General features: G+C 66.1%; 20 protein-coding genes and 1 tRNA gene. 6 read left to right on the forward strand and 15 right to left on the reverse strand.

Going from position 1 to position 22,530, the window contains the following annotated elements:
• Window positions 1-75: 75 nt before the first annotated feature.
• A tRNA-Ser gene (locus tag BLW78_RS31435) sits at window positions 76-177 on the reverse strand.
• A 222-nt stretch (window positions 178-399) separates the two neighbouring features.
• Here BLW78_RS31435 and BLW78_RS19535 point away from each other — a divergent pair.
• The 4 genes from BLW78_RS19535 (at window position 400) to BLW78_RS19545 (ending at window position 6,095) form a co-directional block, all read left to right on the forward strand.
• The gene (locus BLW78_RS19535) at window positions 400-1,554 is read left to right on the forward strand and encodes a tyrosine-type recombinase/integrase (protein WP_244491874.1); all 1,155 of its coding nucleotides are present in this window, start codon (window positions 400-402) and stop codon (window positions 1,552-1,554) included.
• Entirely contained in the window at window positions 1,551-1,898 is a 348-nt protein-coding gene (locus tag BLW78_RS30945) for a hypothetical protein (RefSeq protein WP_139307699.1), read from the forward strand. The genes BLW78_RS19535 and BLW78_RS30945 overlap by 4 nt, the downstream gene beginning before the upstream one ends.
• Before the next feature lie 612 nt (window positions 1,899-2,510).
• Window positions 2,511-5,285 carry a DUF3987 domain-containing protein gene (locus BLW78_RS19540; protein WP_091681528.1) on the forward strand — a complete coding sequence of 925 codons (2,775 nt, stop codon included), beginning with the start codon at window positions 2,511-2,513 and terminating at the stop codon, window positions 5,283-5,285.
• A 546-nt stretch (window positions 5,286-5,831) separates the two neighbouring features.
• Entirely contained in the window at window positions 5,832-6,095 is a 264-nt protein-coding gene (locus tag BLW78_RS19545; RefSeq protein ID WP_091681530.1) for a hypothetical protein, read from the forward strand.
• Between the two features lie 74 nt (window positions 6,096-6,169).
• On the opposite strand, the gene BLW78_RS19550 is transcribed toward BLW78_RS19545, so the two are convergent.
• The 4 genes from BLW78_RS19550 to BLW78_RS31795 form a co-directional block, all read right to left on the reverse strand.
• Window positions 6,170-6,871, reverse strand: a complete 702-nt coding sequence (locus tag BLW78_RS19550; RefSeq protein ID WP_091681532.1) for a recombinase family protein — start codon at window positions 6,869-6,871, stop codon at window positions 6,170-6,172.
• Between the two features lie 456 nt (window positions 6,872-7,327).
• Window positions 7,328-7,897 carry a type 1 glutamine amidotransferase domain-containing protein gene (locus BLW78_RS19555; protein ID WP_091681534.1) on the reverse strand — a complete coding sequence of 190 codons (570 nt, stop codon included), beginning with the start codon at window positions 7,895-7,897 and terminating at the stop codon, window positions 7,328-7,330.
• Between the two features lie 37 nt (window positions 7,898-7,934).
• Window positions 7,935-9,017 (reverse strand): catalase family protein, encoded by a 1,083-nt coding sequence (locus BLW78_RS19560; RefSeq protein ID WP_091681536.1) that lies wholly within the window; start codon window positions 9,015-9,017, stop codon window positions 7,935-7,937.
• A 124-nt stretch (window positions 9,018-9,141) separates the two neighbouring features.
• Window positions 9,142-9,504, reverse strand: coding sequence for a phospholipase A2 family protein (locus BLW78_RS31795; protein ID WP_091681537.1), 363 nt, complete (start codon window positions 9,502-9,504; stop codon window positions 9,142-9,144).
• Window positions 9,505-9,920: 416 nt separating this feature from the next.
• Between BLW78_RS31795 and BLW78_RS19570 the strand changes: the two genes are divergently transcribed.
• The gene (locus BLW78_RS19570) at window positions 9,921-10,997 is read left to right on the forward strand and encodes a catalase family protein (RefSeq protein ID WP_091681539.1); all 1,077 of its coding nucleotides are present in this window, start codon (window positions 9,921-9,923) and stop codon (window positions 10,995-10,997) included.
• A 390-nt stretch (window positions 10,998-11,387) separates the two neighbouring features.
• Here the strand turns inward: BLW78_RS19570 and BLW78_RS19575 are convergent, their stop codons facing one another.
• The 6 genes from BLW78_RS19575 to BLW78_RS19600 are packed head-to-tail and all read right to left on the reverse strand — an operon-like array spanning window position 11,388 to window position 16,326.
• Window positions 11,388-11,930: a carboxymuconolactone decarboxylase family protein gene (locus BLW78_RS19575; protein ID WP_091681541.1), complete on the reverse strand. Its 543-nt coding sequence runs from the start codon at window positions 11,928-11,930 to the stop codon at window positions 11,388-11,390.
• A complete protein-coding gene (locus tag BLW78_RS19580) occupies window positions 11,930-12,838 on the reverse strand; it encodes a branched-chain amino acid ABC transporter permease (RefSeq protein ID WP_091681542.1) in 909 nt (302 codons plus the stop codon). Before BLW78_RS19580 ends, BLW78_RS19575 begins: the two co-directional genes overlap by 1 nt.
• Window positions 12,835-13,695 (reverse strand): branched-chain amino acid ABC transporter permease, encoded by an 861-nt coding sequence (locus BLW78_RS19585; RefSeq protein WP_091681544.1) that lies wholly within the window; start codon window positions 13,693-13,695, stop codon window positions 12,835-12,837. The genes BLW78_RS19580 and BLW78_RS19585 overlap by 4 nt, the downstream gene beginning before the upstream one ends.
• Window positions 13,692-14,420, reverse strand: coding sequence for an ABC transporter ATP-binding protein (locus BLW78_RS19590; protein WP_091681546.1), 729 nt, complete (start codon window positions 14,418-14,420; stop codon window positions 13,692-13,694). Before BLW78_RS19590 ends, BLW78_RS19585 begins: the two co-directional genes overlap by 4 nt.
• On the reverse strand, window positions 14,417-15,172 hold the full coding sequence (locus BLW78_RS19595) for an ABC transporter ATP-binding protein (RefSeq protein WP_091681547.1): 756 nt from the start codon (window positions 15,170-15,172) through the stop codon (window positions 14,417-14,419). Before BLW78_RS19595 ends, BLW78_RS19590 begins: the two co-directional genes overlap by 4 nt.
• A 17-nt stretch (window positions 15,173-15,189) precedes the next feature.
• Window positions 15,190-16,326, reverse strand: coding sequence for an ABC transporter substrate-binding protein (locus BLW78_RS19600; protein ID WP_170855191.1), 1,137 nt, complete (start codon window positions 16,324-16,326; stop codon window positions 15,190-15,192).
• 308 nt (window positions 16,327-16,634) lie between these two features.
• Between BLW78_RS19600 and BLW78_RS19605 the strand changes: the two genes are divergently transcribed.
• Entirely contained in the window at window positions 16,635-18,011 is a 1,377-nt protein-coding gene (locus BLW78_RS19605; RefSeq protein WP_091681551.1) for an LLM class flavin-dependent oxidoreductase, read from the forward strand.
• 201 nt (window positions 18,012-18,212) lie between these two features.
• Here the strand turns inward: BLW78_RS19605 and BLW78_RS19610 are convergent, their stop codons facing one another.
• Genes BLW78_RS19610 through BLW78_RS19625 form a run of 4 tightly spaced genes read right to left on the reverse strand, consistent with a single transcriptional unit; the run spans window position 18,213 to window position 22,517 of the window.
• Entirely contained in the window at window positions 18,213-19,697 is a 1,485-nt protein-coding gene (locus tag BLW78_RS19610) for an amidase (RefSeq protein WP_210186890.1), read from the reverse strand.
• Window positions 19,694-20,479 carry an ABC transporter permease gene (locus BLW78_RS19615; RefSeq protein ID WP_091681552.1) on the reverse strand — a complete coding sequence of 262 codons (786 nt, stop codon included), beginning with the start codon at window positions 20,477-20,479 and terminating at the stop codon, window positions 19,694-19,696. The genes BLW78_RS19610 and BLW78_RS19615 overlap by 4 nt, the downstream gene beginning before the upstream one ends.
• On the reverse strand, window positions 20,476-21,243 hold the full coding sequence (locus tag BLW78_RS19620) for an ABC transporter ATP-binding protein (protein WP_244526987.1): 768 nt from the start codon (window positions 21,241-21,243) through the stop codon (window positions 20,476-20,478). Before BLW78_RS19620 ends, BLW78_RS19615 begins: the two co-directional genes overlap by 4 nt.
• 23 nt (window positions 21,244-21,266) lie before the next feature.
• On the reverse strand, window positions 21,267-22,517 hold the full coding sequence (locus BLW78_RS19625; protein WP_139307700.1) for an ABC transporter substrate-binding protein: 1,251 nt from the start codon (window positions 22,515-22,517) through the stop codon (window positions 21,267-21,269).
• Between the last annotated feature and the right edge of the window lie 13 nt (window positions 22,518-22,530).

Consider the following 22,530-nt stretch of genomic DNA (forward strand, 5'->3'; position numbering starts at 1 on the left):
GGAGCCATTTCGCCGCGAATTTTTCCCAAGAGAAGCTAGGCAGGCCGCCAGATGCAGCCAAGCGCTTGATTTTATTGGCGCGCCCTACGGGAATCGAACCCGTGTTTTCGCCGTGAAAGGGCCGCTACGAGACAAAGAGGACAGAGGCGCACACCCCATTCCCCTCTGCGCACTCGCTTTTTTCGTCTCCCACTATCATAATTGGTCTCACCGTCTGTGTGAGACGCTCTGTGAGACCGATCGATGGCAAAGCCTAGCAGCTTCGATAGCGTCGCTAAGCGGGTCCGGCTTCCGTCGGCCAAGAACCCACGCTGGCAGGGTGTTTCGGGAGGCCGAGGCGGCGTTAGCCTGGGCTACCGCAAGCCAGCGCGAGGACCGGGTACCTGGATCGTCAAGCTGGTGATCGATGGGAACCGCGTCGAGCAACGCCTCGCCCAAGCTGACGATCCTGGCTCGGATCCGGATGCCCTCTCGTACCCAGCTGCCGTGACGGCAGCCATCGACTGGGCGCGCGCTCAGGTACGTCGTCTCGACGGTGAAGGGGAGGGGGACGATGCCGAGGTCCCGACCGTGCGCACTGCCGTCGGGGCCTATGTCGCCACTCGCTCAGAGCGTGCCCCCACAGCGGGGAAGGACGCCGAGAAGCGCCTCGGAAAGCACGTCCTCTCCGATCAAGCTTTCGCCGAGACGCAGTTGGCGAAGCTCAACGCGAGCACCATCCGGACTTGGCGACAGCGTCTATCGAGCGAGTTGCAACCCACGACCGTCAACCGGCTGCTGAACGACCTGCGCGCTGCGCTCAACGCAGCCGCAGAACACCATCGTCGCGTGCTTCCAGCTACTCTTGCCGCCGAGATCCGTGCCGGTACGAAGGCGAACTCGGCAGGGTCGAGCGCGCGCAAGCAGGTCCTGCCCGATGCTGAGATCCGCCGCCTTGTCGACGCGGCCTTTGCTGTCGACGAGACCGGTGATTTCGGGCGGCTCGTTCTGGTCATGGCAGCCACCGGGGCTCGCCACTCTCAGGTCGCCAGGATCACCGTGGGCGACGTGCAGGTCGCGCGTGGTCGGATCATGGTGCCACCCTCGAACAAGGGCCGCGCCGGTAAGCGCCCGACGCCAATTGCCGTGCCGGTCGGAGCCGACGTGATCGAGCGGCTCCAGGTCGCCCTTGCCGGCCGACGCAGTCACGAGCCGCTCCTGCTCCATTGGCGGCATAGACAGGTCGGGCCCGTTACTTGGGAGCGGGTTGATAGGGGGCCTTGGGCCACAGCCTCAGCAGCGCTGCGCCTTTGGGACAGGGCTCGAACCCGCGCAGAGGCACCTCCTGGGACAGTCATGCTGTGCCTGCGACATAGCTCGATCGTACGAGCACTGAGCGCCGGCGTGCCGGTGAGACTCGTCGCGGCGTTGCACGACACCAGCGTGCAGATGATCGAGGACCACTACTCCGCATACATCGTTGAGGCGACGGAGGAGATCGCCCGTCGAGCCGTCACTCCGCTGGCGCCGAGCGCAGTCGCTACGCTGAAGCCTGTCGATGGAGCCGCGGCGTGACGGAGCGGCAGCGCGCCAAGAAGAAGTGGACGAAGGCCGGCAAACTCCGCGGCCGGCCACCTGGAAGCCGGTCCTACGACCCGGAAACGAGCCGCTCTGGCGATCCCACAGTTCGAAAACCCGAGAGACGAGGGCGCCCGCCGGTGGCGCTGAAGCCAATGATCTTGCGCTTCATTCAGATGGAGGTCGGCTTCAACAAAGCCGGCTTCGCGAAGCAACTAGCGGCAGAGGGAACAGGGAACGAGATCAAGGAGGAGACTGTGAAGCGGCGGCTGCGGCGAGACCGAAGCGAGGCACGCAAGCGGGAAGAGCGCCGAAAAGATAGCAGATGGACTTTCGACTGATTATGCTTGTCGCACAGGCAGATAGAGAATCATTTTAGCCCCGCCGTGACGCCCATGCGAAGCCGTGTCTCTTTGTCGTCAGACAGATCAGACAAGGGCAGGCTGTAGCATGTCACGTCCAACCGCTAAGCACCGCGAACGTCCAGACGCCATCCCGTGGCAGAAGCGCCCTCATCTACGGATGGATGTGGCGGCCGAGGTGACCGGGCTGTCGCGGAGCACGATCTATCGCCTCGCTTCTGACGGCCGGCTCACACTCCGGCGCCTCGCCGGTCGGGTCGTCGTTGAGACCTCGGGTGTCCTAACGCTGGTCGAAAACGCTGAGCCTTGGCGGCCTGGGACTCGTGGCGCTGCGGCTCGGGCGAAGCGATCCGAGGCGGCCCGCGCCGCCCTTCGGTGAGGAGCCGAGTACTCAGCGCTCGACCATCGCGAACGATCGCTAGTCGATCCTGCACGCGATCCAAGTCGTGATCTGACGAGAGTCGCAGCTCCAGCAGCGCGCCGTACACGCCGCGCTCGAGCGCAGCCCACCCATCCTTAGAAAGTCGCCGCCTCGGCCTCGCCGCCACGCGGGCCGGGTGCCGACCACACAACGCTCGCCGGAACTTCATCATGGACGCAAGCACTCCGGAGAGCGGCAGCGGCCACCTGCCAATGGTCGGTAGCCAGGCACCCGTGCCCGCAATCACCGCATCAGTCCAAATGCGTGCGCCGGCCCTGCCAGCCTGGGACACGGAAGCGGCGGTCGCCTTTCTCATAGCGCTGATTGGCTCAGGGCTTCTCGCGGTCGCGGCGATCGATCCAGAGTTAGGCGGCTGCCACGGGGCGACCTTCGCGCTGCCGACCGAGCGCGATGCATTGAGCCGGTGGATCGAGGCGCGCCAGGGCAAGCACAATCTTTACTTCACACTGAACGAGCCAGTCCCTCGGGAGCAACAGCAGGGCAAGCATGGCCGCGTGTGCAAGGCGGACATCGCGCGCATCCGCGGCATCGCCATCGATTGCGATCCGCACTTCGACCCCACCGCCGACGATGGCGGCCTGAGCAAGGAACGGGAAAGACTCTGGCATCAGGCGCTTGACTGGCGCCAACGACAGGAGGCCAGCGCCGTCATCGACAGCGGCGGCGGCTATCAGGGAGTGTGGCTGCTGCGGGAATCGCTGCAGGCCACGCCACAGACCATCGCAGCCGCGGAGGCGCAGGCGCGCGGCTTCGCGCTGCTCAACGGTGGCGACAACACCCACGACGTCTCGCACCTGTTCCGCATGCCCGGGACCGTCAACCTGCCGAACGCGAAGAAGCGGGCGCGCAAGCGCGTGTCCGCCCCGGTGCTAGGCAAGGTGTACGACCCACGGCGCCTGCACACGCTCGACCACCTCGCCATTCTGGCACCTCCGATCACCGCCCGAGCGGCCACTGCCCGAGCGGCCACTGCCCGAGCGGCCACTGCCCGAGCGGCCACCGCCGCCAAGCTCAATTTCGATCTCTCGGCTGCGTGGGAGGCAGTCGGAGCCCCGGAGCGTTTGGATCCGGAGTTGGTGGAGCGGCTGACGCGTGCGCGAGCAGCGCGCCCTCAGCTCGACAAATGCCTGGCAGCAGAAGCGATGCCGGGCGATCGCTCAGCGCGAGACTACGCCGTTGCCGCCGCGGTGATCCAGGCCGGCATCTCGGAACCAGCCGACGTGGCCGCGATCATTGCGGCGTACTCACCGGATAAGTTCGAGGCGGAAGCCGAGGCCCGCGACGATGGGCGGGCCGAGTACTACCTGCGCAAAACCGTCGCGAACGCTCTGGCTCGGGTCAAGCCGGACGCTCAGCCAGGGGACTTCTTCGAGCCCATCGAGGACGGGTTCGAGGTGGCCGGCGAAAGGGAGGGTGAGAAGGCTGCCAGCGAGATCGGCGAGCTGGTCGACATCTTCGGCGACGATGATCCGGCGGATCTGTCGACACCGCCCGCCGGCAGCCTGCCGGGCGTGGTCGACGGGATCGCGCGCACCATCGCGACCCAAATGGGCGTGCCCGAGAGCTTCGTCGCGACCGCGGCCGTGGCAGCCCTCGCCGGTACGATCGGCAACGCGCTCAAGCTTCAGGTGAACGCACACAGCGCCGACTTCAGCGTGCCAGCCACATTGTCTGTGGTGATCGTGGCCCGGCCCGGTCGTAAGAAGTCGCCCACAATCGCTGCGGTACTGCGACCGGTGAAACAGATTGATCGCGAGCTGTATCGCCAGAGCTGCCAGGAGCAGGCCGCTCGCGAAGCCATGGTGCGGGCGGCGAAGAGCAAGCGTGAGGCAGCCGGAGGACTCCCACCTGCACCGCCCATGCGGCGGCTCTGGGTCGATGATGCGACCCTGGAGAAGCAGGTTCGCATCCATGCAGACAATCCGTGCGGGATCATTCGCGCGCCCGACGAGCTGTTCGCGTTTCTCGGCAGCTTCGGAGCCTATAAGCGCAACGGCGACGGCGATCGAAGCACCATGCTTCGCCTGATCGATGGCGGCGACATCAGCGTCGATCGCATGACGGGCTCCACACGAGCCGACAGTGCCCTGATGGGCCTCATCGCCTCGACGCAGCCAGACAAAATCCGTCAGCACGCGCAAAACCTCGGCACTGACGGCTTCCTACAGCGCCTGATCTTCGTGACAGATGACGGTGCGGAGCGGACGCCGCTCGATGTGCCCGCAGACGGTGCTGCGGTAGCTGAGTACGAGCGAGCTGTACGAGGGATGTTCGCGCTCCGCGCGGCGGCCGGGCGTACAGTGCAGCTCTCGCCGGAGGCCCGCACGATCCTCACCGGGACATGGACGCGGGTACGGGCGCTGGGTCGCCTGCCGGGTGCTTCAGCGGCTTGGGAAGGCCACATATCCAAATGGGAGGGGCTGATCTACCGGATCGCCCTGACGTTCCACGCGCTCGACACCTGGGATCTAACGGGAGGGGTGTCGACAGAGTCGGGACACGAGGTGACCGCTGAGACCGCGCAACGCGCATCTCGCTTCGTCGCGTTCCTCGTCCGCCACGCTCTACGCTTCTACAGCGAGTTCTGCGAGCCGGCGGAAGAGACGGTCGAGGCGCGCGAGGTGGCCGGATATCTGCTCACGCGACCAGACATCCTGTCCGTAACGGCGAGAGACATTGAGAAGGCGAGGCGGCCGCTCAGCGGCAAACGGCACCTTACGCGCTCCGCGATGCGCGCGCTCGCGGACGCTGGATGGGTATCGGTCGCTGAGATGAGCGCGGACGGGCCGACGAAGTGGACTATCGATCCGAGAATCCATGTGCGGTTCGCCGAACGAGCCGACCGTGAGAAGGCGCGGCGCACCCAAGCGCACACCCAAATGCTAGCGGCATTGTCGGCGAAACGGGAGCTTCGCGATGTCTGAGGCCCAAGAGGCGCCGACAATGCCGCTCGCGTGCGCGATAGGTATGTCTCTTTCCTCTCTCTTCTACCTTTATATTCCACAGACCCCTTCATTCCCGAACTTCTTCGCGCGCACGCGAGCGGCATTGCCGGCGCTGGATCGGATGCCCCATCGGGGCTGTGGAGGTCGCAACGACATACCGCATGGAGGAACGCCGTGAGCCGCCGCCGTCCCCCCGCGAGCACGCGTCCTGAATCACGTGGCTCACGCCGCACCGTTCGGCCAGACTTCCCGTCCATTGGGGCTCGGGCGCTGCGGCGCTTCCATGCCGAGCGCGAAACCTTCCCGATGTGTGGTGCCATGGCCCGATCAACCGGCGAGCCGTGCCGACAGACTCCCGCGAAAGGGCGCACCCGCTGCCGCTTCCACGGGGGAGCCACCCCACGCGGCGATGGGCCAGCTGGCTGGCACACGCCGGGATTTCCAGACGGCCTTCCGACCGGCAAGCCGCGTAGCGACGCACACAAAGCTCGCAAACGTAGACAGCGGCGCGCTGAGATCGCCGCCATGACCGCCGAGGAGCTGGCGCGGCTGGAAGCATGGAGGAACACGCACAAACCGGGCAGCGAACGCGATCGGACGTTTGGGCGCCGCGCACGCGAAGCCCGGCACTGGCTCCATACGATCATGCAGGAGGCACCCTCAGCGCCCACGCCGGATCGAGCCGAGCTGGACGCACTGCGGGCGAGGTTTCGTGCTCACCTGGCGCGGCTTGACGCCGAAATGAGCGAGCTTGAAGACGAGCCATCGATCGGCGGCCTATTCGACTGAGCCATGGTCGATCGAGGACTGCGTCGGGGCAGGGTAGGGCGGCCACGACCAAGCCCCGGGCTTGCGGGATTAGATCAAAGCGTGGCCTGCCGTTGCGAAGCGGGTACGAGGCGAGCTCGCAGGCGCGCCACGGCGACCGGCGTCCATAGGCTGCGCCCCCGCGCCGTCGGCACGTTCTCGGCCGTTAGCGCCCGCGCCAGTGCATTCAGCGAGGCTGTACCGTCGGGATCGAGTCGCTTCAGGATAGGCGCTAGTGCTGCCGCCCGCTCGTCAGCGTTGCATTGGAGGGCAGCGCGGGCTCGGGCTGTATCGTCACCCGTACCGGCTCGACCGCGGAAGCCGCCGAGTACGCGACCGCGCGCCTTCGCAGCAGCAAGCGCCGCTTTCGTCCGTGCAGAGATCATCCGCCGCTCCTCCTCGGCCACCACGGCCATGATGCCGACGGTCATTCGATTAGCCGAAGGCATGTCGCAGGCGAGGAAGTCGACGCCGGCCTTGTGCAGGCCCAGGAGGAAGTGCGCGTCGCGGGCAAGGCGGTCGAGCTTGGCGACGACGAGGATCGCGCGGTGAGCCCGGCAGAGCGCCAGGGCGCGATCCAATTCAGGTCGATCGCTCTTAGCACCGCTCTCGATCTCGACGACCTCGGCGATCAGCGTCCAGGCACCGCCGTTTAGATAGTCGGTGACGGCTGCACGTTGCGCCTCTAGCCCGAGACCGGATCGGCCCTGACGATCAGTGCTGACGCGCAGGTATGAGATGAAGCGGCCATGGGTCATCGAATGACCATACCATTCTATGCAACGGACGTTGCTCAGAATGATACGTCAGGATTGGATGTCAACGATGCTTGAATGAGCGTTGCGCTGTTTTTGATCGCCTCACTCGAGGGCCGCCCCCAGCCCCCCCGGGTACACCCTCACAGCGATCTGTCAGCGCTTGCGAGACACCCGGATAAAATTGCGCTGGTTGAGACCTTCCGGACAAATTGTCCGAGCCGTCGCCTGCGTCTTCTGGGCTGTTGTCGCCTGGTCCACTCAGGAGCCGACACGCCGGAAAAGCCGACAGGCTCCTACCGACCCAACCCAGTCATTGCTGTGAGGAAACAGAGCTCCATAAAGCAGCCATCCGGTGTGTGCTTCAGCACCGAACGGCTGCTAGTCTGGGAAAGTGGTGTTCGGTCGACCGGCTTGAGCGCCGGAGCTCGCCTATGCCGAAGCCGACGTGAGACGGCCTCAGGCGCTGCGGGCCTGCTCCGGATGGCGCCCTTCCGCGAACTCCTCGACGATCTTGGCGCAGAACGCCGGCAGGTCCTTCGGGTTGCGGCTGGAGACGAGGCCCTTGTCGACCACCACCTCCGCGTCGACCCATTCACCGCCCGCGTTACGGATGTCGGTCTTCACGGTCGGGAAAGAGGTAAGCTTGCGCCCCTTCACGACGTCGGCCTCCACCAACGTCCAGGGCCCGTGGCAGATGACGCCGACTGGCTTGGCCTGCTGGAAGAAGTCCCGGACGAAGCCGACCACGGCCTCGCTGCCGCGGAGCTTGTCGGCCCCCACGCTGCCGCCGGGGATGACGAGCCCGTCGAAGTCTGAGGCGGACACGCCGTCGATGACCTTGTCGACCGGATACTTCCCAGCCGGGTCGAGGTCGTTGTTGACCGTCTCGGCCTCGCCCGCCTCAAGCCCGACCACCGTGACGGTCGCGCCGGCTGCGAGCAGCGCCTCGCGGGGCTTGGTGAACTCCGGCTCCTCCGTCCCCCGAGGGGCGATCAGGATGGCGATGGTCTTGCCCTGAAGGGTCATGGTTGGCTCCTCTGTGCGTGGCGGAAAGGGGTCGGCGTCAAGCCGGAATGCTCTCCGGTGAGGCGGTGTTCTCGGCGGTCACACCGTTCTCCCGGTGGCGGAAGTCGCTCAGCGCTCGGTAGACCTGAAGCCGCGCCCGCATCACCGAACCGAGCGGCTGATGCGCCGCGAGGCTGTGCGCGGGGCGGAAGGTCATCACCTCGTCGAAGTAACGCACCCGCTCGGGGGAATAGGCGTCCTGCCGGGGCAGGCGGAGCGTTGCCACCGTGCGGTACGGGCTGACCGCGACCGGCCAGTCGACCGAGGCATCCTCGATGGGCTGGCGCTCGGCATCGGCCCAGAGCTGCGCCTTCAGCTCGTAGACCACGTCGGACTCGCGGAAGAACGCCGCCGCCGCGTTTCGAAAGCCGTCCTCGTCGCCGTGCGGGTCGAGCCGCCATTCGGCCAGGTCCAGCTGCGCCTGCGAAGCCGGGACTGCACCAAGCTTGGCGACGTAGTCGCCGAACCGCATCGGAGCCTGACTGAAGTAGCTGTCGGCGAGCGGGTGGCTGTAGGGATGGCCGAGGAAATCGGCCATGGCACTCTCCGTGCCGAAGGCGTGCAGCACGCGGTTGAGGTTGCGCGCCGTGGCGGCGACCGCGCTCTTCACGCCCTCTGGCAGGCCCGTCGATTTCCCGATGACCGTGCCGTCCCGCAGGAAGCCCGCCGCCGTGCCCGACGGGAAGGTCGTGCCGGTGGCGAGCACGAAGTCTTGGGTCTCGACATCGTGGCCCGGCAGCTTCTCGCCGGGCACCTCGAAGACTTTGATCGACATGCCGCGGTGGGTCGACACCCGGTCGCCCAGGATCTCCCCGGGCCCTTGCGCGAAGCGCACCGCCACCTTGTGCGTCCCCGGTTTGGCGAACAGGCCCTGTGCGAGTTCCGGAGGCAGGTTCTCCGGGACGACCAGCTCCCCGACGACGCAGGCCGAACTCTTGGCGTGGCTCGCACGCACGGCGCGGTGCTCGCGCTTCTCGACGACCTGCGACTGCTGGGTCATCCCTTGGATGATCCCATCGATGGACTTCTGCTCGTCCGGTGCGGGCGTCTCGATGTCTGGCGCGTAGCGGAGATAGGCCATGCTCGTTCCTCGGAAGAGGGTCTAAGGGCAGACGGTACAAGTCAGAGGCCGGGCGTCGTCGGCCAACTGAAGGGGCAGCGCCTGCATGCGTGACGCGACGATACCGATTGGCTTAAAGTGGGGACTAGCGGGTGTACGCTGCCCAAGCCTTTCCACCCTGGCTTCGAGCAACCTCCGTCTCGGTCGCGGGCTCACGGGCCGACATCATCATCGAGGCACCCGCTGACACCAAGCCTGCCATGGCCCTTAGTTCGTCCGACTGCCGGGGGTCGCGCGAGATGGCGTCCGCCTCTTTCTGGAGGCGCAGGTTGCAGGCCTTCGTGGCCAACCCGCCATCGGGGGTGCATGCATCGTGTCGGGCGCAGGCCGCATCGAGCGCGTCCACCGGAGCCGCAGGAGCGTTGTTGCCTGGTCCGCAGTAGTTGCCGTGAATCAATACCGCCCGTGCCGTATGGCCTGCGGTCTGGGCCGAAACGGGCCAAGCCAGGAAGGCGAGGAGTGGAAGACTTAGGGCGAGTCTTATAGTTCATTGTGGGGTCTGCCCCTTCGACCTCTAGCCACAGTGTGCTTGCACCAAAGTGGCTTCCATTGCGATTGTCGCGGGAGAAGCCCCTCCACCGGGCTCTGGTTCCGGACTGGTCGCAATGTCGCAACCTGTCGCGTCGTTCCGGTTCGGCGGGTGCGGACGGTATCGAATTAGGGTGAGCACTTTTTGGTCTTCACTCGAATGCAGCGCCACTTTGTAGGGGCGCTTGCCCGCGACGAATGAAGAATACAGCCGGCGTTCTCAAGCGTCGGCTTCTGCCTCCGCGGTACGTCTTGTCCACCGCGTGATCATCTTTGGGAACGCCGCACCGAGAACGTCGTTCATCCCGGCGCCACACCCATCCGGAGCCATCGAACTTGCAAGCGCCCGTCCGCTACAGCCCTCACGTCGAACAAGTCGGCCCCAATGAGGCGGCAACAATCGACAAGTTGAACGAGACCTTCGACACGATCCTGCGAACGGTCGCCGATCATTCGGGACATGCCGTCAGATCGGTCCATGCCAAGTCGCACGGTATCCTGGAGGGGACGCTGACGGTGGACGCTGGACTGCCCCCCGAACTGGCCCAGGGCCTGTTCGCCACGCCCGGCAAGCACAAGGTCTACATGCGGTTGTCGACCAACGCCGGCGACATCCTCCCCGACGCAGTTTCCCTGCCCCGCGGCGTCGCCCTCAAGGTGCTGGACGTCGAGGGCGAGCGCCTGCCGGATGCAGAGGGGACGACCCAGAACTTCATCATGGTCAACGGCAAGGTGTTCCAGGCGCCGAACACGGAGAAGTTTCTGGGCAGCCTCAAGCTGCTGGCCGGTACCACGGACCGCGCCGAGGGGCTGAAGGTGGCCGCCTCCACGGTCCTGCGGGGCGTCAACAAGGCCCTGCACGCGGTGGGCATCGACAGCCCCACCATCGGTTCCCTGGGCGGCGCGCCCAATGTCGATCCGCTCGGCGAGACCTATTACAGTCTGACCCCGTTCCGGTACGGCGACTACATCGCCAAGTTCTCGCTGGCCCCCGTCGCGCCGGCTCTGACCGCCCTGACCGGCACTGAGATCGACGCCTCCGGCCGCCCGAACGCCATCCGCGAGACGGTGCAGTCTGAGATGATCGGCATCGCCGGCGAGTGGGAATTCCGCGTGCAACTCTGCCGTGACCTCGAACGCCAGCCGGTCGAGGACCCGACGGTGGAGTGGAAGGAGGACGAGGCACCGTTCCAACGGGTCGGGATCGTCCGGGTTCAGCCGCAGGACAGTTGGGACCCTGCCCGGGTCCAAGCGGTGGACGAGGAGATGCGCTTCAGCGTGTGGACCGGCCTCGCAGCGCACCGACCTCTCGGCAACATCAACCGCGCCCGCAACGCCCCCTACCGGCATTCGGCCGAGTTCCGCGAGCGATTCAACCGCTGCCCGATCCACGAGCCGGGCGCGGTGCGCTGAAGCGACATCCTGAAGTTGCAACTGCTGCAGGCCTCAGATCGGGCGCAACGGCGATGTCTGCTTCATCGCTAAACCGCTCGAAAGCGGTCAGGCGGAAATCCACCCGACCGAGACGTTCCTGGCGTCGTCGTCGGCGACCGAATCTGGCTGAAAGCAGCCCTACTGCTTGCGAATAAAGTCGCTCAAGTAGCGGACACGCCGCGCGAGACCAAACACGGCGATCGCTTCACGTTGTCACGCGCTAAGCCGAGGCTCGGCGGTCGCCGACACAACGCACGGCCCCAGTCGAAATCAGCAAGCCCTTACCTGGTATCGGTTCGAATCTCGCCGTCGTATGGTTCTCCGTCGCGGAAGAGGACGGTTCGCTTAGCGGGCAGCGTCGCGCGCTCTCTACTCTGCTGCGATGGAGGCCTCGGCCACATCAACCTGAAGAATATCGTTGAAGCGGTTGAAGGCGCCGCAGAGAGCGATCCGCCATGTCAGCTCGACGACTTGTGGTTCGCTAAAATGCCGGCGAAGGCGGGTGAAGATCTCGTCCCTCGTCCGGTTCCAGTTGTTCGTGACCGCGATGCTGTACTCGACCACCAGCTTGTCGACGTCGTCGAGTTCAGGATGGTTCGTGTACTCGAGGAGGCGCTCCGCCCCAGCCTCGGACACGCCCTGCACCGCGAGCTTCGGCGCGTGGTGGGCGACGCAGTACTCGCATTTGTTGAGGAGCGAGACGGTGACGATCGCTAGTTCGAGATAGCGCTTCGGCAGCACTGCCTCGTCTGAGAGCTGCGTGAGCATCGTCCAGGTGTGCTCGAAGATCGGCAGGCGCTGCGCCATCACGCCGGCTTGGTCCGCGAAGTCGCCGTAGGTGGTCATCTTATCCCAGAGCGGGTGTAGCTCCGCCGGCAGATCGTCGCGGGTCTTCATCGTTACGCGGGCCATCAGGGTCCCTCCTTCGCTGCAGATGTCAGGCGGTACTCGCGCACGAGGCCGTCCGGTTTGAAGATCAGGATCGCCACCAGGGCGACGCCGACCAAGAGTAGGCGAAGGGCCGCCAAACGGGCACCATCCAGCAGGCCGAACGCGTCGATGAGAAAACGGCTCCCTTCGAGGAGCAGGACCACGGTGAAGCCCGCGAGCAGGACGCCCGTATTGCTGCCGCGGCCACCGATGATCACCGCCATGAACGCGTAGGCCGTGATCACTGGGCCGAATTGGGTCGGGTCGATGTAGGTGTAGTTGAACGCGTGCAGGCTCCCCGCGATGCCGAGGGCCGCGCCGCCGATGCCGAAGGCCCTCAGGCGCAACCACAGGACGTTCTTACCGAGAGCCTCGGCCACAGTCGGATCGTCCCGGGTGGCCCGGAGCGTCCGGCCGAAGGGCGACCGAGCCAGCTTCTCGAACACGGCATAGACGAGGGCGAGGCAGGCGACCGCGAAGGCGAGAAACACCGCGTCGGCCGCTGCGGGTGGGACCCACCCGGTGAAGGGCCGCACAATGCCTGGAACCCCGAGTGTCCCGCGGGTGAGCCACTCCTCGTAGCTGATGAACAGCCGCAGGCTCTCGGCGAAGCCGAGGGAGACGATGGCGAGGTAATCGTCGGACAACCGGATCGAGATCAGGCTCACCGCCGCGCTGGCCGCCGCCGTCACGAGGATGGCGGCGGCCATGGCGACGAGCGGCGGCCAGCCCGCCACATTCAGCAGCCCGCAGGTGTAGGCGCCGAGCATGACGAAGCCGAACAGGCCGAAATTGACGAGGCCGCCCAGGCCCCACTGCAGGTTGAGGGCGAGCCCCGCGATCGTGCTGATCGCGACGAGGGCCAGAGTGGCGACGAGGTAGGCGGTCATCGCGTCATCCACCGGGCGCCGAACAGACCGGAGGGGCGGGCGAGAAGGATGACAGCCATCACCAAGAAAGCCACGATGGTGCGATACTGCGGGGCGAGCACGGTGGTGGCGAGCTCTTCGGCCACCCCGAGTACCAAGGCGCCTGCAACCGCCGCCATCGGGCTCGCGAGGCCGCCCAGGATCGCGGCGGTGAACACGGGCAGGGTGTAGTTCCAGCCCATCTGCGGATCGAGCGTCGCATCGAGTCCGATCAGCACCCCAGCCAACGCCGCGAGGGCGCCGGATAGGGCCCAGACCACCGTCACGACGCCCCGCCGCCCGATGCCCCGCACAGCTGCGAGGTCTGGGTTGTCGGCCACGGCCCGCATGGCGCGGCCGATCCGGGTGAAGCGAAACAGCACCCAGATGCCAGCAAGAGCTGCCACGACCGCCGCCAGTGTCGTGATCTGCTCAGAGTTGATGCGCAAGCCGAACAGGCGCAGTGGCCTGGCGAGCGCTACCGCGTAGCCTCGGGGTGAGTTGCCGGCGACGAACCGGACTACGTTCTCCAGAGCCAATGCGACGCCGATGGAGGCGACGAGCAGCGTGACGCCCGAACGCCCGCGCAGGCGCTCGTAGACGAGTTCGTTGACGCCGACCGCAACGAGCGCCCCCACGCCCATCCCACCCACCGTCGCCAGCGGAAGCGGCCAGCCGGCGAGAGTGTTGAAGGCGAAGGCGGCATAAGCCCCGACCGTCAGCATGGCGCCGATGGCGTAGTTCGCGAAGCGCAGCACGCTGAAGGTCAGTGCGAGGGCGAGGGCGGGGAGCGCGATCAGGAGGCCGGTGACGAGGCCGTTAAACAGAAGCTGGATCATGGTGCCGCCTCGGCCCCGAGATAGAGTCGTCGCATCTCCGGGTCTGCGAGGAGGGCGTGCGCCGGGGCGCGGGCCCGCACCTGCCCCGCGACCAGGACCAGACCGTCTTCGACCGCGCCGAGGCCGAGGCGCGTATTCTGCTCAATCATGAAGACGGCGACACCTGAGTCCACGATCCGTCCAATCGCGGCGAAGAGAAGCCCGGCATTGCGCGGCGACAGCCCGGCCGAGGGCTCGTCGAGGGCGAGCAGGGCAGGCCCGGGCATCAGTGCGGCGGCCATCGCCACCATCTGGCGCTGCCCGCCGCTGAGGTGGCCCGCGAGCGTCCCGAGCCTGTCCGACAGTTCGGGAAACAGATCCAGCATGGCGTCGAGCCGGCCGGCGAACCCGCCGGGCTGCCACGACGGGATGAATTCGAAGCCGAGCTTCAAGTTCTCGCGCACGCTCATATTGCGGAAGACGTTGGCCTCCTGCGGCACGTAGCCGACGCCGCGCCGGGCGCGGGCCGGCGCGGCGAGCCCGGTCACATCCTCGCCGAGGAGCCGGATACTCCCTCGCGTCGGGCGGATAAGACCGACGACCACCTTCATCAGCGTCGACTTGCCGGACCCATTGGGGCCGACGACCGTGAGGCTACCCCGGTCGGACACCGCGAGGTCGATCCCGTGAAGGATGCTGCGGGCGCCGTAGCCCGCCTCGATACCCTGCACCTCGAGGGCGCTCACGCCGCACCCCCGAGATAGGCCTGCGCCACCGTGTCGTCCGCCGCGATTTCGGAGAAGCGCCCGTGACGGAGCACCCGTCCTTCGGCCAGGACGTAGATCGGATCGCAGAGGGCGGCGATGAGATCCATGTTGTGCTCGACGATTGCGAAGGTCAGCCCCTCGTCCCGGAGCGTGCGGACGAAATCCGCGATCTCGCCCACGAGGACCGGGTTGACGCCCGCGGCCGGCTCGTCGAGCAGCACCACGCGGGGCTCCAGCATCAGCGCGCGACAGAGTTCGAGGAGCTTCTTCTGGCCGCCGGAGAGCGCGTCGGCCGGCTGGTCGGCGAGGCGCCGTAGGCTGACCCGGGCTAGGAGCGCGTCCGCCCGCGACAGGGCTGCCTCTTCTGCACGGCGGACGAGGCCGGGGCGGGTGAATACGTTCCAGATCGCTTCACCCGGCTGACGGGGAGCGGCGAGGAGCAGGTTCTCCAGCACCGTGAGGCTGCCGAGTTCCCGGGAGATCTGGAAGGTCCGGGTCAAGCCGAGCTGCGCCCGGCGTTGGACCGGCATCCGCGTTACAGTGCGGCCCATCAGGCGCACGGCCCCCGCTTGGGGCCGCCGCCGGCCGACGAGCACGTCGAACAGCGTGGACTTGCCCGCGCCGTTCGGCCCGACGAGGCCGGTTATCGAACCCGCCCGAACCGCCACATCAACCCCGTCAAGCGCCGTGAAGCCGCCGAAGCGGACACGGACGCCGACGGCCTCCAGCATTGCCGGTGTCGCTTGACTCACCGCGTCGTGCCGACGCGGCGGCTCACGCCATCGACGATGCGAAAGTGGCCGTAATCGAGATCCGTCTGGTCGCCATTCGGCGTGAACCTGAAGTCGGCGGCGGCCCCGCTGTATCGAAATGGCTTGCCGTCGCGGGCGAGCGCGAGGGCCTCCGCCGGATCGGATACGTTCGGGCCCGGCCCATTGGCGACGGAGGCGATGGTCTTTGTGAAGTCGGCGGCCTTGACGCTCTTGGCCTTCTCCATTGCGAGGGCCAGGACGACGATCTCGTCGAACACGTTCGCGCCGAAGGGCACGATGGTCCCATCCGGTTGGTTCGTCGCCTTCAGGTAGATCTTGTAGGCTCCGGCATCGCCGACCGGCACCGCCTGAACGTGGTTCACGCTCTCTGCCGCTTCCTTGCCGACGTTGCGCACGAAGGCGCCTTGGCTGTCGGCCGCGTGGCTGAACGTATAGAGCTTGCTCGTATACCCGGAGCGAAACGCCTCCTTCACGATGGCGCTGAACTCCGGGATGTAGCTGGCAACGAAGACCGCGTCCGGCTCCTTGGCGAAAACCTTCTCGACCTCCGTGCGGTACGAGGGTTGGTTCGGGTTGAAGTTCACCACGTCGAGGATCTTGCCCCCGTCCGCCTTAAAGGCGTCGACGAAAGGCTGGACGGTCGAGAGCGTGAACGGCGTCTGCAGCACGAGTAGAGAGGCCGTCTTGGCCCCGTCCTTCCTCACCACGTGGGCGAACGCCGTGCCCCAGGCCTTGCCGGTGGTCTGGAAGCGCCAGACGAGCCCCTTGGTGTCGCCCTGCGTAATCTCGTCGGCGGAGCCATTGACGAAGAGCGCAATGCCCTTCTCGATTGCCACAGGACGTACGGCGAGCGCCACTGCGCTGCTCCACACACCGGCGATGGCCGCGACGCCGTCGACATCGATCAGCTTGCGCGCCGCGGCGACGCCCGAAGTTGGGACGCTCTCGTCATCGGCGACGATGAGCTCGAGCTTATGGCCGAGCACGCCCCCCGCCGCATTCACGACGTCCACTGCCGCGCGGGCGCCGCGCTCTTCCTCCCGGCCGTAGGGACCGCCGGTACCCGAGAGCGGGGCGAGCAATCCGATCCGCGTCGTCGCATCCGTCGCCATCGCGGTTCCGGGATTGCTCGCGCTCATTGCCAAGCCGACGGCCGCGAGGAGGCGGAGGATGCATACGCGCACGGTCGGTCCCCAAAGGCTGGAATGGGACGCGGTCGAACGAGCGACGCCGTCCCTAAAAGCCTCCCGCCGGCCCAATTCCGTCAGGCGTAAAGGAGAGGCTTGCTGGTTCGACCCATACTGTCGTCTCCAGGGGACGGTCAATCGCATCGTTCTTTTTTCCGAACGAAATTTGACTCGGTGGCTGTCTGGGGTTCAAACAAAGCCGTGCGTCGAGCCAAGGGAATGGACTGGAGCGGATGACGTTGCAGCGTGAATTGCGCCTCAACACCTTCCAGATGGCTGCCCCGTCCCACAACTGGGCCGGCTTGTGGCGCCATCCCCGGGACAATCAGTCCGCGTACAACCGGCTTCAGTACTGGACTGACCTCGCTCAGACCGCCGAGCGCGGATTCCTCGACGGTATTTTCATCGCCGACGTCTTCGGCATCTACGATGTCTACGGCGGCAGCCCGGAGGCGGCGCTCCGCGCAGGTGCGCAGGCGCCGAGCGCGGACCCGGTGCTCGCCGTCTCGGCCATGGCGCATGTGACGCGCCATGTCGGGTTCGGCATCACGGCCAACCTCACCTACGAGCACCCCTTCCAGTTCGCCCGCCGGTTCAGCACCCTCGACCATCTCACGCAGGGCCGCGTCGGCTGGAACATCGTGACGGGATACCTCGACAGTGGCGCCCGCGGCATGGGCCTCGCGACGTCTCGAGCACATGACGAGCGCTACGAGGCAGCCGAGGATTTCATGGCCGCGGTCTATAAGCTGTGGGAGGGATCCTGGGAGGACGGCGCTGTCGTGCGCGACCGGGAAGCCGGGATCTTCTCCCGCCCCGATAGGGTGCATCGCATCCGGCACGACGGGCCATACTACACGGTGGACGGGCGGCATCTCTCCGAGCCGTCCCCGCAACGCACGCCGGTGCTTTATCAGGCGGGGACCTCTGCGCGAGGCTCCAGCTTCGCCGGGCGCCACGCGGAATGCGTCTTCCTCAACGGGCCGACCAAGGCGGCGGCCGCCAAGGCTGTCCGGGGCGTGCGCGAGGCGGCGCAGGCGGCCGGGCGTGCGCCCCACGACATCTTAACATTCCTCGGCGCCACGCTGATCGTCGCCCCGACGGCCGCAGAGGCCCGGGACCTGCGCGACGACTATCGCGGCTATCTCGACGCCGCCGGCCAGCTCGCCCTCGTCTCCGGCTGGACGGGGATCGATCTCGCCACTCTTGGCCTCGACGCCCCCCTGCCATTCGTCAAAACGAACGCGATTCAGTCGACGGTAAAGCATCTCGCCGGCGACGCCGCGCAGCCGACGCGGGTGCGCGACCTTCTGGATTTCACTCCCGCCGGGGCACGGGCCCCGGTGATCGTCGGCTCGCCCGTCGAGGTGGTGGACGAACTTCTTGCCTGGGTTGCGGAGACCGATGTCGATGGCTTCAACCTAGTGCGCACGGTCATGCCCGAGTCCCTCGACGCGATCGTCGATCTCGTCGTCCCCGAGTTGCAGAACCGGCGGGCCTTCAAGACCGCCTATGGCGAGGGCACGCTGCGCGAGAAGCTCTTCCCTGGCCGATCGCCCCGACTAAGCCGGACGCACCCAGGAGGCCGTCATCGCGCAATTGCAACTTGACGGAAAAGAATGCGGCGCGATCGGGCAACTTATGCCCCCGTCCGCCGAGCTGCGTCACGATCTTCATCGAAGGCGCATGTAGCACCGCAGGTGGCGCCACGCCCATGTTCGACCTTCAGGCACGGCCGAGAGTAGCAGTCGCGTAGAAGCATACTTTGGTGAATGGTAGAGCTTGCCTCTCGTCTCCAGCTCGACGACTTGTCAGCGCTCGGCCGGCGGCGCAAACCGCTGTGGTGCCACGAACGGATGCAGACGTTCGATCTCGGCGGCAAACGCGAGTGTCGTCCGGTCTTCGAGATATGGCCCGATCACCTGAATCCCGATAGGCAGGTGAGCGTCGTAGCCGATCGGGACGGCGGTCGCGGGCAGGGACGGCAGCGTTGCTAGCCCGGCCCAGAAGAGCTGATCGTTATAGTCGACCGCGTGTCCGTTGATCTGTAAGACGCGCTCTTCCCGAGGTCGGGCTTCGTCGATCGGGAAAGCGGCGCAGACGGTGGCTGGAGCGAGAAGCACGTCGTAGCTCTCGAAGAATGTCGCCCAGTCCCGCTTCAGCACGGCGCGCCGCTCTTCCGCCATGATCCAGTCGCGATGGCGCTGCGCATGCGCCTGTGCCATCCGCAATACGTACGGCGTCGCATTCGAACCCGGTTCGGTAAGGCGGTGAACGGCATCCTCGAAGACCGCCTGCGGGAGGCGGGCCGAAGCCGATCCGCGTAGGAGTTGAAGATAGGTAGCGTGATGCGCCACATGATCGTCGAACGGTAGCGTGTCCGCCGTGACCCGGACTCCAAAAGTCTTCAGGCGCTCCACCAACGCTCTGATCGCGACTTGGACGGGCTCGTCCACTTCAGCGATAGGCGAGTCTGTCACGTAGGCGACCCTAAAGTCTGCCAAGCGCCGCGCCCGCGGCGGCGGGAGATCCAGACGCCAGGCTTTCGCTGCGGGTCCCGCCGGTCCTGCGATGACGTCGAGTGCGCGCTCGAGGTCAGCGACGGTCCGGGCGAGCGGACCGCTCACTACGAGGTCGTTGTCGACGAGGCTCTCTCCGCGCTCGTTGCCGGAGACGGGGACGATACCGGGCGTCGGCTTGTGACCATAGACGCCACAGAAATGTGCCGGGAAGCGGATGGAACCGCCTGCGTCGCTCCCGATCTCGAGCGATACGAGACCTGCAGCGAGGGCCGCGCTCGAGCCCCCGGACGAGCCGCCCGGCGTCCGATCGAGATCCCAGGGATTGCGCGTCGTGCCGTAGATCGTGTTGTAGCTCTGCCAGTCGAGTGCATGGATCGGCACGTTGGTCTTGCCGAAAATAATCGCGCCGGCCGCCCTAAGCCGCTCCACGATGACGGCGCTCCGCGTCGGGACAAAGCGCGCCATGGCGGGATCGCCGTAGGTTGTCGGCCATCCGGCGACGTTGTTCGTCTCCTTCACGGTCATCGGCAACCCGTGCAGAGGTCCGCAGCTTTCGCCGCGGGCCATCGCCGCATCGGCCTGGTCCGCGCGTTCGCGCGCCGCGGGAAGATCGGTGAAGACGATCGCGTTGATCTCGGGATTGAGGCGGTCGACGCGCGCGAGGGTAAATTCGAGCAGAGCGCGGGCTGTGAATTCACGGGCTTCCAGACGTCGTACCAGCTCGGAGGCCGAGGCGAAGGCGAGTGCGTCCGGCAGCTCGATATCCAGGCTCACGCGCGTTCTCCCTTTGCCGATTGACCGGTCGTCTGTTCCCAGAACACGATGCGCCGCTGGGCGAGGCGGACGAGCGCACTACCGACTATGCCGAACCCTGCCAGCATCAGAACACCCGCGAACATCGTGGGCACGTTCATGTTCACAGTCGCCGAGCCGATCAGATAACCGACGCCCTTCTCGGCGGCGACGAACTCGCCGACGATCGCCCCGATGAGCGCCAGTACGATCCCGATCTCGAGGCCCGCGAAGATCGCACCGGCGGCCGCCGGAAGCTTGACGTGCAGGAAGATCCACCAGCGCGGCCGAGAGAATGACCGGGCCATATCGATCAGTTCAGGGTCGGTTCGACGAATGCCCGCGATCGTGTTCACGAGGAGCGGGAAGAAACAGATCAGGGCGACGAGTACGACTTTGGAGGCGAGACCGAAGCCGAACCAGACGAGGATCAATGGCGCGAGCGCGACCTTCGGCATCGCCTGGATCGCCACGATGTAGGGAAAGACGAAGCGTTCGAAAGTCCGACTTTCGGCGACGAGAATGCCGGCAGCCACTGCCGCAATCGATCCGATGCCGTAGCCGAGGAGCGTCGAGGTCAGGGTAAACTGGATGTGCGGCCCATACTCGCCACTGGCGAGCCCTGCCCAAAAGGCCCTGCCGACCGAGAGCGGATCCGGCAGGAGATAGCTTGGAAGCCCTCCCGATCCGGTCGCGTAAGCCCAGACCGCCAGCACCAGCACCAGTGTGATCAGAGGCGGGACGACGCTGCGCAGGATCGTCATGCCGCGAGGGTTCCCTGTCGAGCAGCCGTGTCGAAGAGCCGGCGAAGCTCGAGCGCGAGCGCGCCGAAGTGCGGCTCGCTGATCGTCTCGAGGGTGCGTGGACGCGGGAGAGGGATCGGCATGTCGGCGAGGATACGGCCCGGCCGCCCCGCGAGCACGACGACCCGGTCGGCTAGGAACAGCGCCTCGGGGATAGAGTGAGTGACGAAGAGCGCCGTCCGGCGCTCCTCCATCCAGAGCCGCTGCAGTTCCAGGGAGAGATGCTCTCGGGTCATCGCGTCGAGGGCCGAGAAAGGCTCGTCGAGCAGCAGCAGGCGCGGATCGTGCAGAAGCATCCGCGCCAGGCCGACCCGCTGGGCCATGCCACCGGAGAGCTGACCTGGATAGAGGCCCGCGCTATCGGAGAGGCCGACGGTCGCCAGCAAGGCGTCGGCGCGCGCGGCTTCACGGGCGGTCGCCGCGCGGGCGAAACCGGCCGGTAGCAGGACGTTGTCCCGCACTGTCCGCCAGGGCAGCAGCATCGGCTTCTGAAACACCGTCCCGACGTCGCGGCGCGGACCGGTTACCGGCGTATCGTCGATTTGGATGGTCCCACCTTGGGGGCTGACGAGGCCGGACAGAAGTTTCAGCACCGTCGACTTGCCGCCGCCCGATGGCCCGAGAATGGCGACGAATGCGCCGTGCTGCACCGCGAGCGACAGGTCCTGCAAGATCGGCGCTCCGGTCGATCCGCCATAGGCGAACCGGACGGTGTCGATGCGCACGTGCTCGGAAGCCGGCAAAGCCGTCATCGAAGTGCCCGCGCCTTCGCCTCAAGGGCAGCCCGGTCGAACTGAGCGAAGCCAGGCACGAGTGCGTTCGAGAAATAGGCGTCCAGGGGCAGGTCGGCCGTCGCGAACTCGCCGTATCGATGCATTTCGCGGACATACGCGCCGATGCGCGTGAGATCGAAAGCACCGGGCACGCGTGTCGCCCCGGCCTCGTCGCGCATGATCGGCTCGATCCACCGCCGAAGCAGGCGTGCACTCGCTTCCAATGCCTTCTCGCGCTCCGCCTGAGGCGCCATGGACGGGCTTCGACGCCAGAACGCTTCGATGCACGCCTTCGGATTGACGTCACAGACGATCAGGGCCTTCGTCCAAGCCCGACCGAAGCGCTCGAGAAGCCCCGGATCCTGCTCGAGCGTCGACCGGTGAGCGAGGAAGCCGTTGACCACCATGCTTCGGAAGACCGGTGGGTAGCTTAAACGGCGCGCCTGAATGCCCTGATCTTCCATGATGTCGATCCAGGTGCTGTTGAAGTTGAGCGCCTGGACCCGATCCTCCCGAAGGGCGTGAAAGCCCGCGCCCAGCACCCCGGCGGCGACGATGCTGACATCCCGCCCGGGCTCCAGGCCGACCGAGCGCATCAAGGCGCGTGTCTGTGGGATCGTGCCCCAGGTCAGCGCGCCAACGCCGATCCGTTTGCCTTTCAAGTCGGCCAGGCTCCGAATGTCGGAGTCTGCCCGCACGGCAAGTTCAAGCGTGTTGCGCGGCCCTGCATTGTAGAAGTAAGCGACGGGGAGCGGCGGCTCTGCTGGCTTATGCGAGGCGAGCAGCGTTTCGGGCAGTGGCAACGCTATGGTGATGGTTTTTTGCAGCAATTGCGGCAATAGTGCACCGGCACCAGGAAGGACGACGTACTCGACCTGCAGATTTTCCTGTTTGAAAAATCCGAGTTCTTCGGCGATTGCCTGAACGCCGCCGTCGGTCACCGTCGATGGGATAGCCAGGCCGATCTTTAGGCGATCTTGAGCATGAACGTCTTTTGGAAAGCAGAGGCCGAGTGTGACGATCGTCGCGACCAGGCTGAGAAGCGGACATATACCGGAAAACATCCGAAACTGCGGTTTCACGAGCACAATACCTAGCGTGACCATAAATCCTGTTCGGTATATACGAAATACAATTCGCTCGAAGGAGAAATAATTTCCGATATGGCCCGTTTTAACGGCATATCCGTCTATTTTTTGAACGATCGACGCCAGCCGGTCTGGCAATATGCGTCTCGGG

This window comes from Methylobacterium sp. 275MFSha3.1 (assembly GCF_900108435.1).
Classification (GTDB): Bacteria; Pseudomonadota; Alphaproteobacteria; order Rhizobiales; family Beijerinckiaceae; genus Methylobacterium.

Coding starts and splice junctions, on each gene's coding strand:
- BLW78_RS19540 (WP_091681528.1), top strand. CDS start 2,511: ATGGACGCAAGCACTCCGGAGAGCGGCAGCGGCCACCTGCCAATGGTC.
- BLW78_RS19545 (WP_091681530.1), top strand. CDS start 5,832: ATGACCGCCGAGGAGCTGGCGCGGCTGGAAGCATGGAGGAACACGCAC.
- BLW78_RS19550 (WP_091681532.1), bottom strand. CDS start 6,871: ATGACCCATGGCCGCTTCATCTCATACCTGCGCGTCAGCACTGATCGT.
- BLW78_RS19555 (WP_091681534.1), bottom strand. CDS start 7,897: ATGACCCTTCAGGGCAAGACCATCGCCATCCTGATCGCCCCTCGGGGG.
- BLW78_RS19560 (WP_091681536.1), bottom strand. CDS start 9,017: ATGGCCTATCTCCGCTACGCGCCAGACATCGAGACGCCCGCACCGGAC.
- BLW78_RS19575 (WP_091681541.1), bottom strand. CDS start 11,930: ATGGCCCGCGTAACGATGAAGACCCGCGACGATCTGCCGGCGGAGCTA.
- BLW78_RS19580 (WP_091681542.1), bottom strand. CDS start 12,838: ATGACCGCCTACCTCGTCGCCACTCTGGCCCTCGTCGCGATCAGCACG.
- BLW78_RS19585 (WP_091681544.1), bottom strand. CDS start 13,695: ATGATCCAGCTTCTGTTTAACGGCCTCGTCACCGGCCTCCTGATCGCG.
- BLW78_RS19595 (WP_091681547.1), bottom strand. CDS start 15,172: ATGCTGGAGGCCGTCGGCGTCCGTGTCCGCTTCGGCGGCTTCACGGCG.
- BLW78_RS19600 (WP_170855191.1), bottom strand. CDS start 16,326: ATGGCGACGGATGCGACGACGCGGATCGGATTGCTCGCCCCGCTCTCG.
- BLW78_RS19605 (WP_091681551.1), top strand. CDS start 16,635: ATGACGTTGCAGCGTGAATTGCGCCTCAACACCTTCCAGATGGCTGCC.
- BLW78_RS19615 (WP_091681552.1), bottom strand. CDS start 20,479: ATGACGATCCTGCGCAGCGTCGTCCCGCCTCTGATCACACTGGTGCTG.